The sequence below is a fragment of the Stenotrophomonas maltophilia complex sp. Om-AH-Sm3 genome (assembly GCF_059337855.1).
The window spans coordinates 119499-133812 of sequence record NZ_JBYBLQ010000001.1; the positions used below are offsets into that span (position 1 = coordinate 119499).

A 14314-nucleotide genomic window follows, 5' to 3' on the forward strand; every position below is an offset into this window, starting at 1 on the left:
GCATGTTCACAGGAAGGTCGTCAGGCCGAAGGTGGTAAGGCTGTCGGGGTCCTTCGGATCCCAGCGCTGGTCACCCCAGCTGATGGCCACGGTGACCTCGCCGGTGCTCTGCACGAAGGTCACCTGTGCGCTGGCCTTCTCGCCCAGCGTGCGTGCGACCTCGCACTGCCAGCGCGCGACGTTCGCCTGCGGCGTCACGGCGGCGCCGGTCGGCCAGGCGCAGGCGCCGCTGGGCTTCACCGAGCCGGCCGAGAACGAGGCCGAGGAATAGGCGCCACCGGCCAGGGTGTCGGTGCGCTGCGCGCGCATCAGTTCGATCAGGTCGTTGGCCAGGTTGGTCGCCTGGGTGCGGTAGTTCGCGCTCTGCACGAAGCGGACGTTGGTGGTCTGCAGCAGGGCGAAGCCCAGCAGCCCGAATGCCAGGATCAGCACCGCCACCATCACTTCGATCAGGCTGAAGCCCCCCTGCGACGAACGCGGGCGGGCCAGGTTGCGGCGGCTCATGAGCAGGTTCCCTTGGTCACCCGGACCTGGCCGGATTGGTTGATCGTCAACGTGCTTTTCGATTCGCCGGCCTTGCACGCATCCGGCGACAGCACCAGCGTCTGATCGGCGACCGCCCTGCGCCGGCCGCGCCCGTCGAAGGCGATGACCGCGCCCGGCGGGCCAACTACGCTCAGCTGCGGATTGCCCTGTGAAAAGCGCAGCGCGACGTCATTGCTGCCCATCTGGCCGTCGCCATCCAGGTCCGACCAGGCCAGTACCCCCTTGGACCAGTCGCCATCACAGGCTTTGCCATCGGCGCTGCCACAGACGCCGCCACCGTTGCTGTTGCGGATGCCTTCGCTGCGGGCCAGGTTGGCCAGCGCGATCAGCTCGTTGTTGGCGGTCGCCAGCCGGTTCGAGCGGATCATGCCGCGGAAGCTCGGATAGGCGATCGACGCCAGGACCACGAAGACGGCCAGCGTGACCATCAGTTCAACCAGCGTGAAGCCGTTTTGCCGGCGCAAAGACATTGGACGCTCCCCAGCGTGTTGGTGGCCACGATGGGCCATCGCCCCGCCACCGGCAAGCGGCGGCAGGATGAACGGTCAATCCGGGGCGACGGGCGTCAAAGGCTTGACGACCCGCCCTTCCCTGCCAGTGCCGGCGCGATCCCCATCGCGCCGGCCCGGGTTCAGGCCAGCACCTGGTAGCAGGGCTGGTACTCGCCGGAGATCTTCATCCGGCGCTGTTCGACGAAGGCGCGCAGCAGCGCATCCAGCGCCTGCATCATGTCCGGGTCGCCGTGAATCTGGAACGGCCCGAACTGCTCGATGCGGCGCATGCCGTCTTCCTTCACGTTGCCGGCGACGATGCCCGAGAACGCGCGGCGCAGGTCGGCCGCCAGCGCGTGCGGGGCACGCCCGTGGTGCAGGTCCAACGCCGCCATCGCTTCGTGGGTGGGTACGAACGGCTGCTGGTACTCCCACGGAATCTCGATCGACCAGTTGAAGAAGAACGAGTCCTTCTGCGCCAGGCGGTGCTCGCGCACGCGCTTGATGCCAGTGGCCATCTTCTTCGCAACCGCCACCGGGTCGCCGATGATGATCTCGTAGCGCTCGGCAGCCGCATCGCCCAGGGTCAGGCGGATGAAGCGATCAATCTGCTCGAAGTACGGTGCCGCTACCGTCGGGCCGGTCAGGATCAGCGGGAACGGCAGGTCCTTGTTCTCCTCGCGCAGCAGGATGCCGAGCAGGTACAGGATCTCTTCGGCGGTGCCGACGCCACCGGCGAACACGATGATGCCGTGCCCGATGCGGACGAAGGCCTCAAGGCGCTTCTCGATGTCCGGCATGATCACCAGGTGGTTGACGATCGGGTTCGGCGACTCGGCGGCGATGATGCCCGGCTCGGTCAGGCCGATGTAACGCGTCACGGTACGGCGCTGCTTGGCGTGGGCGATGGTGGCACCCTTCATCGGGCCCTTCATCGCGCCCGGGCCACAGCCGGTGCAGATGTCCAGGCCGCGCAGGCCCAGTTCATAGCCCACCTGCTTGGTGTACAGGTATTCGTCGCGCGAGATCGAGTGTCCGCCCCAGCACACCACCAGGTTCGGATCACCCGGATTGAGGATGCGCGCGTTGCGCAGCAGGCCGAACACCGCGTTGGTGATGCCCTCGGATGACTCCAGCTCGGCCGCGTAGGCCGGGCCCATTTCGATGGCCATGTAGGCCAGGTCGCGCACGACGGCGAACAGCAGTTCGGCGACGCCGCGGATGATCTCGCCGTCGACGAAGGCCATCGCCGGCGCGTTGACCAGATCGATGCGCACGCCACGATCCTGTTGCGCCACCTGGATGTCGAAATCAGGGTAGAGATCGCGCGCGGCGCGCGGATCGTCCGAGGCGCTGCCGCTGGTCAGCACGGCCAGCGCGCAGCGGCGCAGCAGCTCATGCATGCCGCCGGCGGAGGCATCGCGCAGGCGGGCCACCTCGGCCCGCGACAGCACATCCAGCCCACCGCGCGGGTAGATCCGGGCATCCTGCACCGGCAGTGCACGGGCCGATTTTTCGTTCGTGGTCATATCCAATTTTTCGCTTCCTTCAAGGTTTCCGACTGTACTGCCGCCCCCTTAAAAAGCAAAACGGCCGGGAAACCCGACCGTTGGATGTGTGCCACCCGCGTCCGCCATTCCGGGACCGCATCGGCGGCGTTGGCACCGCGCACATTTCTGGATGCTACGCCGTTGCCCCACGCCCTGCAAGGACTTTCGCCTGAACGGGAAACGGCCGGGTTTCCCCGGCCGTTTCCACTTACCGCTTCAAGCGCTGATGGATCAGAACTTGTACTTCAGGGTCAGCTGCATCGACCAACGCGACACGGCGGTGTTGCCCTTGTCGTTGTTGTTTTCCTGCACCGACGGGTTGTCGGTCGAACCAGTGAAGGAGTACACGTACTTGCCGGTGGCCGGATCGATACCTGCGTAGTTGGCAACGCGACGGGTCGAGTAGAAGCCGTAGTCGTCGATCAGGCCCCACTTCTTGTTCAGCAGGTTGCCGACATTCATGATGTCCAGGGCGACTTCACCCTTGTGACCCTTCATGAAGCCCGGGAATTCCTGGCTGACGCGGACGTCGAAGCTGTTGACCCACGAGGCGCGGTGGCGGTTGGCCGGGACCACGCTGCCACGGTAGGCATCGAGTTCCGGGTTCTGCGCCAGCCAGTCGAAGAACTGCTTCTCCATCGCGGCACCGCCGGTGAACAGCACGTCGCCCGGACCCTTCGGCACGTAGAACAGGTCGTTGGTGGCAGCACCGTCGCCGTTGGCATCGTTGTAGAAGATGTAGCTGTACGGACGGCCCGAACGGCCTTCGTAGAACAGGCCGACGCGGGTAGCGTTGTCACCGAAGAAGTTGTGCTTCCACTCCAGGGTGCCGGTGACGCGGTCCTTCATCGCATAACGCGAGTTGTAGGCCACGTTCTCGTTGGCATTGAAGATCAGCGTGTTGTTCCAGTTCGAGGTGTTCTGCGAGCTGGACAGCGGGCTGACTTCGGTGGACTTGGTGTAGGTGTAACCCAGCGACCAGCCCCAGTTCTCGGTCAGCGGCTTGGCCAGCGAGAAGGTGGCCTGGGTGCCGCGGCCCTTGTCGGTGTTGCGCAGGACCAGCACGTCGCCGATGTCGGACGGACGGTTGGCGCGGTCAACCGCACCCTTGGTACCGGTCGACATGCCGTAGTCGACACCCTTGTCGATACGGGTATTGGCCTGGTTGCGGCCAGCGGCGTTCCAGTAGATCGCGCGGCCATCCTGACCGAAGGCGGTCGGCGCCGACACGTCCAGACGGTCGAAGTAGATGCCGTCCTTGACCTTGGTGAACAGCACTTCGGCCGACGCGACGATGCCGTACCACGGCAGCTCATGGTCGAACGCCAGGTTGGCCTTCCACACCGACGGCAGGCGGGTGCCCGGCGCGATGATGTCGACGTTCTGACGGGCCGAAGCCGGGCCACCGGCCGGGATGTACGGGTTGTTGCCGTCCGGAGTGAAGGCACCGGCCGGGATGCTGCGCTCGTCGTACTCGATGTAGTTCAGGCCGGTGTTCTGGTAGGCACCTGCCAGCCACACGTTCGGGGCGGCGCCGCCGAACAGGCCCACGCCACCGCGCAGCTGGGTCGGGCGATCGCTGTCGAAGGTGTAGTTGAAGCCGACGCGCGGCTGCACCAGGTTCTTGTCGACCAGCTTGGTGTTGTTGAAGCCGTACAGCTGCTCGATGCGCGGGTTGTACAGGCGCTGGGTGCTGAAGTCAGGCATGTCGATGCGCACGCCGAACATCAGGTTCAGGTTGTAGTTGATCGCCCAGGTGTCCTGCACGAACACGCCGGTGTTCTTCAGGGTGAAGTCGGCCGGGATGTCGCTGCGGCTGCCATCGGCGCGCGGAGCACGCAGCTGGTAGCGCGAAGCCTTGCCCGCCAGGAAATCGTTGACGCTGTTGAATTCGTACACGCCGTTGAGGTTGCGGCCGTAGAAGTTCATCAGGTCATTCTTCGAGTAATCGAAGCCGAACTTGACGGTGTGGTCACCGATGTACCAGGTACCGGCACCAAAGGCGCTCAGTTCCTTCGACTCGACGATGTTGACGTGGGTGTTCTGTTCGGTACCGACGTACAGCGAATCGTTGCCCGACTTGATGCGGATCTGCGGCATGTCCACCAGCGGGACGCGGTTGGCCGAGTAATCCTTGTGCGAAACCTTGAACTCGGTCGAGAAGTTCTCGGACCAGTCACTGAACAGTTCGCCCATCCAGGTTTCGTACTGGGTCGGCTGCTGGTACCAGAAGTTGCTCAGCGAGATGGCGCTGCTGCTGACCTGCGGGAAGCGAACGACGTTCTGCTCCATCTTGTTGTAGCGCAGGGCCGCACGGTGGTTCTCGTTGATGTTCCAGTCCAGCTTGACCGCATACTCTTCGATCTCGGTCTTGCTGTTCGGCGCCGCCAGGCTGCCCGGGTCGTAGCCCAGCTTGCCCAGGAAGTTCTGGACGTCGGTGATCTGCTGCTGGGTGATGGTGCCACGGCCGATCGGCGTGTCGCTCAGGGCGACGCCGGCAGCCGAGCGCTCGTACTTTTCATAGTTGGTGAAGAAGAACAGCTTGTCCTTGACGATCGGACCGCCGAAGGTCATGCCGTAGGTCTTCTCGTCCTCGAAGCCGTTGAAGTCCTGCTTGTCACCTTCCAGGCGCGAGCGGACCATGTCCTTGTCGCGGTACGAACCGTACACGGTGCCGTGGAATTCATTGGTACCCGACTTGGTCACGGCGTTGATCACCGCGCCGGTGCCACCGGCGATGGTGGTGTCGTAGTTGGCCAGGTCGATGTTGATTTCCTGGATGGCGTCCATCGACACCGGCTGACGCTCGGTCGGCAGGTTGTTGGAACCCAGGCCGAACGGATCGGAGGCGCTGATGCCGTCGATGCGGATGGCGTTGTAACGGGTGTTCTGGCCGCCGGCCGAGATCGCGCCGTCCGCCTTGCTGACCTGCGAGATGCGCGGGTCGAGACGCACGTAGTCCTGGATGTTGCGGCTGGCCGACGGCAGCGCATCCATCGTTTCGCGGGTGACGTTGGTGCCGGTGCCCATCTTGTTGGCACTGAACAGGTCCAGGCCGCCGGCGGTGGCAACAACGTTCACCGCGTCCAGGTTGGTTGCAGCCAGGTCACCACCCAGGTTGGCGTTGACGGTGTTGACCTGGTTCAGGTTCAGGTAGACACCTTCCTCGGTCTTGGTGCCTTCACCGGACTTGGTGATGGTGATGGTGTACGGACCACCCACGCGCAGGCCGCGCGCGTTGTATCGGCCCGACGCATCGGTGGTGGCACGCGAAACAGTGCCCGACTCGGTGTGCGTGATGGTGACTTCAGCGCCGGCGACAGGCTGGCCTGCAGCGGACATCACCTGGCCGCCGACACCGGCGGAGGTGCTGCTCTGGGCGAAGGCGGGAGCGGCAGCAAGTGCAGCCACGAGACCAAGGGTAAGCTTGGACATCCGGAGTGGGTGGGTCATTTTTCGGTAGCCTCGATGCGAGTTGGCGATGGCGGAAAAAAAGCGCATCCAAGCAGCCCTGCGGGTGGCTGATCGGAGAGTTATCTGGGGTTCCCTACCGCTCGGCTGAAGGCAGCCCTAACGGTTAACACTAGATTAACACGCTACGCCATCAATGTGACGGTTGTGCGACAAACGGCACCGGTTCGCAACGCAATCGTGACGGGTTCTTCACTCCGTCTTTCCACAGGGCTCACCTTTCCCGGGGCGTCTCACTGGCATCGAGAATCTGCCCGCGCCAGGTGCTCCCGGCGGCGGACAGCAGGGTCACCGCAGCGGCCGCCGCGGCTTCCGGGCCTTGCGCAGCCGGGTCCTGGTCCACGGAATAGGCGCGGGCCCGAAGCGCCGTGCGCAGGGGGCCGGGGTACAGGCCACTGACCCGGACGGGACTGCGGCCCAGTTCATCGTGCAGGCTGGCGATCAGGCCACGCAGGCCGTGCTGGGCCACGCCATACCCCCCCCAATAGGCCTGCCCCACCCGGTCGGGGGCATCGACCGCGAACACCATGGCGGCATCCTCGCGTTGCCGCAGCAGCGGCAGGCAGGCCTGGGCCAGCCAGGCCGGTGCGGTCAGGGTGACATGGACCGCACGGGCGAAACTGGCCGGGTCAGCCAGTTCAAACGGAGTCAGCCCGGGGAAATGCGCGGCGCAGACCAGCAGTCCATCCAGTCGCCCCAGCTCGCGCTGCAGGGCCTGGGCCAGTTCGGCATAGTCATCGGGGCTGGCGCCTTCCAGGTCCAGCGGGTACAGAAGCGGTTCCGGACCGACCGCCTGGACCTGGGCATAGACCCGGTCCAGCCGGCGCGGCTTGCGTCCCAGCAGGACCACGGTGGCACCGGCTGCGGCTGCGGCGACCGCCGCGGCACTGCCCAGCCCTCCCCCGGCGCCGGCGACCAGTACGACGCGATCCTGCAACGGGCGGCCATCGATCGCCCCGTCAGTCGGTGACGTCGACGGCCAGGCACTCATCCCTGGGTCGCCTCTTCGACGATGCGCTTGAGCTCGCCGGATTCAAACAGTTCCATGACGATGTCGCAGCCGCCGATCAACTCACCATTGATGAACAGCTGCGGGAAGGTCGGCAGATTGGAAAAACGCGGCAGGTTGGCGCGGATCTCCGGCTCTTCGAGCACGTTGACAGTGCGCAGGGTGACGGCGCCGGCTGCCATCAACGCCTGCACGGCGCGACTGGAAAAGCCGCACATCGGGTATTGCGGGGTGCCCTTCATGAACAGCACGAGCGGGTAACGATCGACCTCGGCCTGGATTTGCTGCATTACCGCCACAACCACACTCCTTGCTTCGCCGGACAAACCGACCGTGATGGTCGGCTAGACTGCCCACGGTAGCCGCCATTGTAAGCGGATGGAACAGGCTGCCGCCGTCCCCCTGGCCACGAACCTGTCCATGCCCGTCGAATTGCCTGCCCTGCCCTACCTCCCCGGCTCCCTGCAGCCCCACCTGTCCGCGCAGACCGTTGAGTTGCATCACGGCCGCCACCACCGCGCCTACGTTGACGCGGTCAACGCCGGCACTCTCGGCACCGAGTGGGAGGAGGCGTCACTGGAAGAGATCGTGCGCCATGCCCAGGGCACGCTGTTCGATGCGGCCGCCCAGGCCTGGAACCACGGCTTCTATTGGCAGTGCCTGCGCCCGCGCGGCGGCGGCGAGCCGCAGGGCCGGCTGGGCGAGCTGGTCAAGCGCCAGTTCGGTGATGCGCAGCGCCTGCGCGAGGAATTCAACCGCACCGCGCTGGGCCTGTTCGGATCGGGCTGGGTGTGGCTGGTGCAGCACCCCGGTGGCCAGCTCGGCATCCAGGCCACCCGCAACGCCGGCACGCCACTGACCGGCGAAAGCACCCCGCTGCTGTGCTGCGATGTCTGGGAGCACGCCTACTACACCGATTACCAGAATGATCGCGCGCGTTACCTGGATGCCTTCTGGCAGATGGTCAACTGGGAATTCGCCGAGAGCCAGCTGCGCTGAGGCAGCGGCTCGGTCACGGGGTAGTGCCGGCCGCTGGCCGGCAACCCACTGGACGTACAAGGACACCGGGGTTGCCGGCCAGCGGCCGGCGCTACCGAAATGCAGAGCGGAGCGTCACGCGTTCTCGTGCGCAGCCACCGCGTCCATCACCCGCGCCGAGTACACCAGCGCCGCGCCGGCGTTGAGCGACACCGCCACGCCCAGTGCTTCGGCGATTTCCTCGCGGCTGGCGCCATGCTTCAGCGCAGCGTCCACGTGCACGGTGATGCAGCCGTCGCAGCGGGTGGTCACCGCCACCGCCAATGCGATCAGCTCACGGGTCTTGGCATCCAGATGGTTGGTCTGGGCACCGGCATTGGCCAGGGTGGCGTAGCCCTTGACCGTGTCCGGCGAGAGCTTGCCGATCTCGCCGATGCGGCCCTTCAGTTCCTTGCGGTAGGCATTCCAGTCCAGCATGGTCGTGACTCCTGTGAAAGGAGCTCCACGCTACCACCGGCAATGGTGCGCCGATGCCTGCACCGGCGCGCCACACCGTTGCAGGCATACAAGGTTGTGCCGGCCATTGGCCGGCACGCCCGGGCTCAGCGGTTGCGCAGCGCGTGTACCGCCGGCGCCACCTGGGCCTGGCGGTCCAGCTCCAGGCCGACCTGGTCCAGCGCATCGGCCAATGCAGCGGCATCATCGTCGCGCAACGTGGCGTGGCCGACCTTGCGACCTTCGCGCGGCTCCTTGCCGTAGTCGTGCCAATGGCCACTGGCCTGACCCAGCACCGGCGCCGGATCGGGCATCGCGCCCAGCCAGTTCAGCATGCAGGCATGGCCGAGCATGCGGGTGCTGCCCAGCGGCAGGCCCAGCACCGCACGCAGATGGTTCTCGAACTGCGAGGTCTCGCTGCCTTCGATGGTCCAGTGGCCGGAGTTGTGCACGCGCGGTGCCATCTCGTTGGCCAGCAGCTCACCATCACGGCAGAACAGCTCCAGCGCGAACACGCCCACATACTGCAGGTGCTCGGCGACGCGGCGGGCATAGCCGATCGCTGCCTGCTGCTCGGCGTCGGACAGCACCGCCGGTGCCACGCTGGCCGACAGCACGCCGTCGACATGCCAGTTGCCGGTGACCGGCCAGGCTTCGAAGCTGCCATCGCGGCCACGCACGGCCACCACGCTGACCTCGCGCTGGAAGGCCACGAAGCCTTCCAGGATCAGTCCGGTGCGCTCCACCTGGGCACCGAGCGCATCCCATGCGGCGTCGATGTCGGCTTCGCTGCGCAGGCGGAACTGACCCTTGCCGTCGTAGCCGAGGCGGCGGGTCTTGAGGATGCACGGCAGGCCGAACTCAGCCACCTTCGCCGCCAGCTCGTCGCGGCTGCGGATGTCGGCGAAGGCCGGCAGCGGAATACCCAGCTGCTGGAACAGGGTCTTCTCGCTCAACCGGTCCTGGGCCACCGCCAGCGCGGCCGGCGGCGGATAGACCGGCACGCGGTCAGCCAGGAACTGTGCACTGTCGGCAGGCACGTTCTCGAAATCGAAGGTGACCACATCGACCTTGGCGGCGAAGTCCGCCAAGGCCTGGCGGTCGTCGAAGGCGCCCACGGTGAGCGGCGCCAGCGGGCCGCTGCAGGCGTCGGCGGCCGGGTCGTACAGTTCGAAGCGAAGCCCCAGCGGCGCACCGGCCAGGACCATCATGCGGGCGAGCTGGCCGCCGCCCAGGATGCCGACAGTCAGGCTCATTGGCGCGGATCGTCGTGGGTCATCACGTCTTCGGTCTGGCGTGCACGGAAGGCATCGAGCGCCTGGCCGATCGCCGGCTGGTCGCTGGCCAGCATCGCCGCCGCGAACAGCGCGGCGTTGGAGGCGCCGGCGTTGCCGATGGCGAAGGTGGCGACCGGGATGCCGGCCGGCATCTGCACGATCGACAGCAGGGAATCCATTCCGTTGAGGGCCTTGGACTGCACCGGCACGCCCAGCACCGGCACGGCGGTCTTGGCCGCGATCATGCCCGGCAGGTGCGCGGCCCCGCCGGCACCGGCGATGATCGCGCGCAGGCCACGCGGGCCCGCCTGCTCGGCGTAACTGAACAACACATCCGGCGTCCGATGCGCGGACACCACCTTCACTTCGAACGGAACACCCAGGGCTTCAAGCTTCTGGGCGGCGTGCTGCATGGTTTCCCAGTCGGAACGGGAACCCATGACGATGCCGACAAGCGGCGCGATCGGGTTGGGGGTCATTGGCCGTCACCTGCCTTAAAGACGTATTCTAGCCGTCTTCCACGCAAGACGAAGAACCATGGATCGCAAGCTGCTCGACCTGCTGGTGTCCCCGGACACCCGCCAGCCCCTGTCCCTGCTGGATGGCAAGGGCCTGGAAGCCCTCAACAAGGCCATTTCCGCCGGCACGGTGACCAAGGCCGATGGCAACCCGCTGGCGCAGCCGCTGCGCGAGGCGCTGGTCACCCGTGACCGCAAGCAGGTGTTCCGCGTCGACGACGGCATCCCGGTGCTGCTGGCCGAGGAAGCCATTCCGACCGTCCAGATCGCCGACTTCCCGGCGGCATGAGCACGCTGCCGACGCCGGATGCGGCCATTGTCGCCGCCGATGTCGCGCGCGCGCTGGCCGAGGACCTGGGCAGCGGTGATGTCACCGCCGCCCTGCTCCCCGACCAGGCCGACAGCGCCTACCTGCTGTGCAAGCAGGATGCGGTGATCGCCGGGCGCCCCTGGTTCGACGCTACCCATCGCGCGCTCGACCCTGACGTGCGCATTGAATGGCACATCGCCGAAGGCGATGCCGTCACCGCCGGCACCGTGCTGGCCCTGCTGCACGGGCGCAGCCGCAGCCTGGTCAGTGCCGAGCGCACTTCGCTGAACTTCCTGCAGACGCTGTCCGGCACCGCTACCACCACTGCCCGCTACGTGGCCGCGGTGGCCGGTACCGGTACCCGCATCCTCGACACCCGCAAGACCCTGCCCGGCCTGCGCTTGGCGCAGAAGTACGCGGTGCGCTGCGGCGGCGGCGAGAACCACCGCTTCGGCCTGTACGACACGGTGATGCTGAAGGAGAACCACATCCGCGCCGCCGGTTCGCTGGCCGCGGCGGTGGCCGCCGCACGCCGGCAGTGGCCTGCGCTGCCACTGGTGGTCGAGGTCGAAGACCTGGCACAGCTGCGCCAGGCGCTCGAAGCCGGTTGCGAACGCATCCTGCTGGATGACTTCAGTCCCGACCTGCGCCGCGAGGCGGTGCGCATCACCGCCGGACGCATTCCGCTGGAAGTCTCCGGCAGCGTCGGCCTGGGCGGCCTGCGCTCGATCGCTGAGGATGGCGTCGATTGCATCTCCATCGGCGGACTGACCAAGCATGTGCAGGCCATCGATCTGTCGTTGAAGCTGGGCCCGCCGCCGGCTTGAGGCCTACGGGAGACCTTGTGGAGCCGAGCGTAGGCTCGGCTCTACACGACCCGGGCGCCTTCACGGCTCGGCTACGCCAGCCTCTGCGACGCTGCGGGCATCCCCCACAGGAGCCGCGCATGCGCCGGATGCTCTTGCCTGCCTGTCTGCTGCTCGCGGCAGCCCCCTTGTCCGCCGCAGCCGCTGAAGCCTGCGATGTCCCTCCCCGCTTCGGCCTGAGCCCATTGGCGGTGGCCATCCGCAATACCGCCTGCAACGAGCACCGGTTGTGGTTCCGGCCCTTCATCGATCGCGATGGCCGCGCCGCCAGCCTCAGCGTCACCGAAGCCGAAAGCGATCACCTGGCCGACAACGGCCTGATCGCCTGGCAGCGCGTGGCCGGCTACTGGCGCAACAGCGGCACGCTCAACGCGATGGGCAGCATCGCCGGCGCCAGCAGCTGTCTGGCACCACTGGGCACGCGCTACACCGACAGCGACTGCCGCGCGTTCCTGATCGACAACCCGTGGTCGGCCGCTTTCATTTCCTGGGTGATGGTGCAGGCCGGCGTTCCCGGCTTCAACACGTCGCCGCGCCACATCGACTACATCCGTGCCGCGTACCAGGGCGGCCCCTCGGGCGTGCCGTACCGGCTGGTCGATCCCGCGACCGCAAAGCCCGCACCGGGCGACCTGTTGTGCTTCCTGCGCGACCGCAGCACGACGCTCAGCTACAGCGGGCTGGTGCAGGCGCTGGGCAACGGTTCGGTGGGCCACTGGAAATCGCATTGCGAAGTGGTGGTGGCTGCCAACCTGGGAGGCGACCAGACCCTGTACCTGGTCGGTGGCAACGTGATGAACACCGTGGCGATGCGGTTGCTGCCGCTGGACCGCACCGGGCTGATCAAGCTGCCCCCGGCACGCGAACGCAACAGCACCGGCATCGACCCCAGCTGCACGCCGGGCCACGAGGACGAATGCAGCTTCAACCGCCAGGACTGGGCAGCGCTGCTGCAGCTGACCGCGACTGCGCCATTGGTGATGCCGTCACCCTCCGCAGCGCCGATGCAGGCCGTACCGGCCAACGCGCCCGCAGCGCCGACGACGGGCCAGCCACCGCCGAGGCGGTGATACCCGTGCTTGATCCAGCGCACGTTCGCCGCCATCTTTGCCGGATCGACCTCTGACGGCTGACGCCATGCCTACCCTGCTGCTGTTGTTGATTGCCGGCGGAATCATCTACTTCTTCTGGAACGCCGCACGCTCGGCCGCCGAGCGCGCGGTCGAGCTGGGACGCAATGCCTGCCGCGCCGCCGACGTGCAGTGGCTGGACCAGGCGGTGCACGCCACCGGCCTGCGACTGTCGCGTGGCGAAGATGGCCGGCTCGGTTTCGAGCGCACCTTCAAGTTCGAGTATTCCTACGATGGCATCGATCGCCACGTGGGCCGCATGGTGCTGCGTGGCGACCAGCTGATCTCGTTCACCGGCCCCGGTGCCGCGCGGATCAGCCAGATCCGGCCGGATGTGGAGGACGCCGAGGATGTGTAAGAACTGAAGGTGTGCCGACCAACGGTCGGCACCCACACAATTCCGGCACCCACCGGTAAAACCTGCAAAGGAAGACGCCGCCCATCGGGGCGGCGTCGGAAGGGTTACTTGACCACGCGCAGGTTCGGGCGGCCCTTCGGCGGCGGACTGGCCGGCGGCGTGTCGTCCGGCGGCGTGCCTTCCTCGTGCAGCAGCTCATCGCGGGTCGGTGCGGTTTCGTTGCCCGGAATGTCATCCGGCAATGCCATGCCCTGCCCGGTCTCGCGGGCGTAGACCGCCAGCACGGCGCTGATCGGCACCTGCACCGGGTAGCTGGTTCCGGAGAAGCGGGCCGAGAAGCTCACCATTTCGTTGTCGATCATCAGCCGCACCACGGCACGTTCGGCGATGTTGAGCACGACCCGGCCATCCTTGACCGCCGAAGGCGGGACCTGCACGCCGGGGACGCCGGCGTCGACCAGGATGTGCGGGGTCAGCTGGTTGTCGTTGATCCATTCCACCAGCGCCCGCAGCAGGTACGGGCGGTGGCTGGTCATGTGGAAGAAGTCTTCGGTCATGCGTGAAGTGTACGCGCCCGGCGCCCCGCCGGGGCGGATCGTCTGCACGCCGGTCGGCGTGCAGACGGGTAACGCGGGGCCGGATCAGACTGGCAGGTCGCGCAGTTTCTTTTCCTGCTCGGTCAGGCTGCGGACAAATCCCGGATGGCGGAAGATGCGGTTGCCGTAGTCCTCGATCGCCTTGCCGTCCTTCGGCAGCGGCACATCCAGCGACTGCAGGCGCCAGATGATCGGCGCCATCGCGCAGTCGGCCAGGCTCATTTCCGGGTTGAGGAAGAACTTGCTGGCCTTGAACAGCGGCAGCGACGCGGTCAGCAGTTCCTTCAGGCGCTTGCGCCCAGCCTCGGCCTGGGTCTTGTTGCCCAGCTGGATGGCCTGCACCTGCGGCACCCAGTCGTGCTCGATGCGGAGCATGGCCAGGCGGATGCGTGCACGCGACAACGGGTCGACCGGCATCAGTGGCGGATGCGGGTAGCGCTCATCCAGGTACTCGCTGACCACCGATGCGGCGTACAGCACCAGCTCGCGTTCGACCAGGGTCGGCACCGAGTGGTACGGATTGAGGTCGATCAGGTCTTCAGGCGGGTTCTGCGGATCGACCGGAACGAAGTCGAAGGTGACGCCCTTGGCCGCCAGGACCAGGCGTACACGGTGGCACAGTACGTCGTCGTTCGAGGAAAACAGCGTCAGTGTATTGCGCATGCGTACGCTCGCCGCCATCAAAGGCTCTCCCACGACAGGAGACCGCCTGCCGCATC

16 protein-coding genes are annotated in these 14314 nt (G+C 66.7%); 5 read left to right on the forward strand and 11 right to left on the reverse strand.

The genetic code is table 11. The features are described 5' to 3' along the window. Window positions 1-6: 6 nt before the first annotated feature. From pilV to grxD, 6 genes are all read right to left on the reverse strand, one after another. A complete protein-coding gene (gene pilV, locus AC10QF_RS00625; protein WP_005415962.1) occupies window positions 7-504 on the reverse strand; it encodes a type IV pilus modification protein PilV in 498 nt (165 codons plus the stop codon). Continuing rightward, window positions 501-1016 (reverse strand): pilus assembly FimT family protein, encoded by a 516-nt coding sequence (locus AC10QF_RS00630; RefSeq protein WP_005415961.1) that lies wholly within the window; start codon window positions 1014-1016, stop codon window positions 501-503. Before AC10QF_RS00630 ends, pilV begins: the two co-directional genes overlap by 4 nt. 161 nt (window positions 1017-1177) lie before the next feature. Further along, window positions 1178-2566 (reverse strand): nucleotide 5'-monophosphate nucleosidase PpnN, encoded by a 1389-nt coding sequence (gene ppnN, locus AC10QF_RS00635; RefSeq protein ID WP_019659018.1) that lies wholly within the window; start codon window positions 2564-2566, stop codon window positions 1178-1180. 252 nt (window positions 2567-2818) lie between these two features. Continuing rightward, complete coding sequence (locus tag AC10QF_RS00640) at window positions 2819-6040, reverse strand: TonB-dependent receptor (RefSeq protein WP_072166746.1); 3222 nt, start codon at window positions 6038-6040, stop codon at window positions 2819-2821. Window positions 6041-6272: 232 nt separating this feature from the next. Further along, a complete protein-coding gene (locus AC10QF_RS00645) occupies window positions 6273-7049 on the reverse strand; it encodes an SDR family NAD(P)-dependent oxidoreductase (RefSeq protein WP_053500310.1) in 777 nt (258 codons plus the stop codon). Then, window positions 7046-7366, reverse strand: a complete 321-nt coding sequence (grxD, locus tag AC10QF_RS00650) for a Grx4 family monothiol glutaredoxin (protein WP_005415957.1) — start codon at window positions 7364-7366, stop codon at window positions 7046-7048. The genes AC10QF_RS00645 and grxD overlap by 4 nt, the downstream gene beginning before the upstream one ends. A 121-nt stretch (window positions 7367-7487) precedes the next feature. On the opposite strand from grxD, the gene AC10QF_RS00655 reads away from it, so the two are divergent. Next, complete coding sequence (locus tag AC10QF_RS00655; RefSeq protein ID WP_032954072.1) at window positions 7488-8066, forward strand: superoxide dismutase; 579 nt, start codon at window positions 7488-7490, stop codon at window positions 8064-8066. Window positions 8067-8180: 114 nt separating this feature from the next. On the opposite strand, the gene AC10QF_RS00660 is transcribed toward AC10QF_RS00655, so the two are convergent. The 3 genes from AC10QF_RS00660 to purE all read right to left on the reverse strand — a co-directional run bounded on the left by AC10QF_RS00660 (window position 8181) and on the right by purE (window position 10296). Next, entirely contained in the window at window positions 8181-8522 is a 342-nt protein-coding gene (locus tag AC10QF_RS00660; protein ID WP_019659022.1) for a carboxymuconolactone decarboxylase family protein, read from the reverse strand. A 125-nt stretch (window positions 8523-8647) separates the two neighbouring features. Further along, window positions 8648-9796, reverse strand: a complete 1149-nt coding sequence (locus AC10QF_RS00665; protein WP_069137945.1) for a 5-(carboxyamino)imidazole ribonucleotide synthase — start codon at window positions 9794-9796, stop codon at window positions 8648-8650. Beyond that, window positions 9793-10296, reverse strand: coding sequence for a 5-(carboxyamino)imidazole ribonucleotide mutase (gene purE, locus AC10QF_RS00670; protein WP_494541560.1), 504 nt, complete (start codon window positions 10294-10296; stop codon window positions 9793-9795). The genes AC10QF_RS00665 and purE overlap by 4 nt, the downstream gene beginning before the upstream one ends. Window positions 10297-10354: 58 nt before the next feature. On the opposite strand from purE, the gene AC10QF_RS00675 reads away from it, so the two are divergent. The 4 genes from AC10QF_RS00675 (at window position 10355) to AC10QF_RS00690 (ending at window position 12999) form a co-directional block, all read left to right on the forward strand. Continuing rightward, on the forward strand, window positions 10355-10624 hold the full coding sequence (locus AC10QF_RS00675) for a Trm112 family protein (protein ID WP_353075013.1): 270 nt from the start codon (window positions 10355-10357) through the stop codon (window positions 10622-10624). Further along, window positions 10621-11472: a carboxylating nicotinate-nucleotide diphosphorylase gene (nadC, locus tag AC10QF_RS00680; RefSeq protein ID WP_069137946.1), complete on the forward strand. Its 852-nt coding sequence runs from the start codon at window positions 10621-10623 to the stop codon at window positions 11470-11472. Before AC10QF_RS00675 ends, nadC begins: the two co-directional genes overlap by 4 nt. A gap of 119 nt (window positions 11473-11591) precedes the next feature. Continuing rightward, entirely contained in the window at window positions 11592-12581 is a 990-nt protein-coding gene (locus AC10QF_RS00685; protein WP_494541561.1) for a DUF2272 domain-containing protein, read from the forward strand. 67 nt (window positions 12582-12648) lie between these two features. After that, complete coding sequence (locus tag AC10QF_RS00690) at window positions 12649-12999, forward strand: DUF3301 domain-containing protein (protein ID WP_005415950.1); 351 nt, start codon at window positions 12649-12651, stop codon at window positions 12997-12999. 104 nt (window positions 13000-13103) lie between these two features. Here the strand turns inward: AC10QF_RS00690 and AC10QF_RS00695 are convergent, their stop codons facing one another. Next, on the reverse strand, window positions 13104-13556 hold the full coding sequence (locus AC10QF_RS00695; protein ID WP_005415949.1) for a ClpXP protease specificity-enhancing factor: 453 nt from the start codon (window positions 13554-13556) through the stop codon (window positions 13104-13106). An 84-nt stretch (window positions 13557-13640) separates the two neighbouring features. Further along, window positions 13641-14276, reverse strand: a complete 636-nt coding sequence (locus tag AC10QF_RS00700) for a glutathione S-transferase N-terminal domain-containing protein (RefSeq protein ID WP_005415948.1) — start codon at window positions 14274-14276, stop codon at window positions 13641-13643. Window positions 14277-14314: the final 38 nt, after the last annotated feature.

Bases quoted from the DNA above. Each gene is read 5' to 3' on its own strand.
- pilV (WP_005415962.1), bottom strand. From the start codon at position 504: ATGAGCCGCCGCAACCTGGCCCGCCCGCGTTCGTCGCAGGGGGGCTTC.
- AC10QF_RS00630 (WP_005415961.1), bottom strand. From the start codon at position 1,016: ATGTCTTTGCGCCGGCAAAACGGCTTCACGCTGGTTGAACTGATGGTC.
- ppnN (WP_019659018.1), bottom strand. From the start codon at position 2,566: ATGACCACGAACGAAAAATCGGCCCGTGCACTGCCGGTGCAGGATGCC.
- AC10QF_RS00640 (WP_072166746.1), bottom strand. From the start codon at position 6,040: ATGACCCACCCACTCCGGATGTCCAAGCTTACCCTTGGTCTCGTGGCT.
- AC10QF_RS00645 (WP_053500310.1), bottom strand. From the start codon at position 7,049: ATGAGTGCCTGGCCGTCGACGTCACCGACTGACGGGGCGATCGATGGC.
- AC10QF_RS00655 (WP_032954072.1), top strand. From the start codon at position 7,488: ATGCCCGTCGAATTGCCTGCCCTGCCCTACCTCCCCGGCTCCCTGCAG.
- AC10QF_RS00660 (WP_019659022.1), bottom strand. From the start codon at position 8,522: ATGCTGGACTGGAATGCCTACCGCAAGGAACTGAAGGGCCGCATCGGC.
- AC10QF_RS00665 (WP_069137945.1), bottom strand. From the start codon at position 9,796: ATGAGCCTGACTGTCGGCATCCTGGGCGGCGGCCAGCTCGCCCGCATG.
- purE (WP_494541560.1), bottom strand. From the start codon at position 10,296: ATGACCCCCAACCCGATCGCGCCGCTTGTCGGCATCGTCATGGGTTCC.
- AC10QF_RS00675 (WP_353075013.1), top strand. From the start codon at position 10,355: ATGGATCGCAAGCTGCTCGACCTGCTGGTGTCCCCGGACACCCGCCAG.
- nadC (WP_069137946.1), top strand. From the start codon at position 10,621: ATGAGCACGCTGCCGACGCCGGATGCGGCCATTGTCGCCGCCGATGTC.
- AC10QF_RS00685 (WP_494541561.1), top strand. From the start codon at position 11,592: ATGCGCCGGATGCTCTTGCCTGCCTGTCTGCTGCTCGCGGCAGCCCCC.
- AC10QF_RS00690 (WP_005415950.1), top strand. From the start codon at position 12,649: ATGCCTACCCTGCTGCTGTTGTTGATTGCCGGCGGAATCATCTACTTC.
- AC10QF_RS00695 (WP_005415949.1), bottom strand. From the start codon at position 13,556: ATGACCGAAGACTTCTTCCACATGACCAGCCACCGCCCGTACCTGCTG.
- AC10QF_RS00700 (WP_005415948.1), bottom strand. From the start codon at position 14,276: ATGGCGGCGAGCGTACGCATGCGCAATACACTGACGCTGTTTTCCTCG.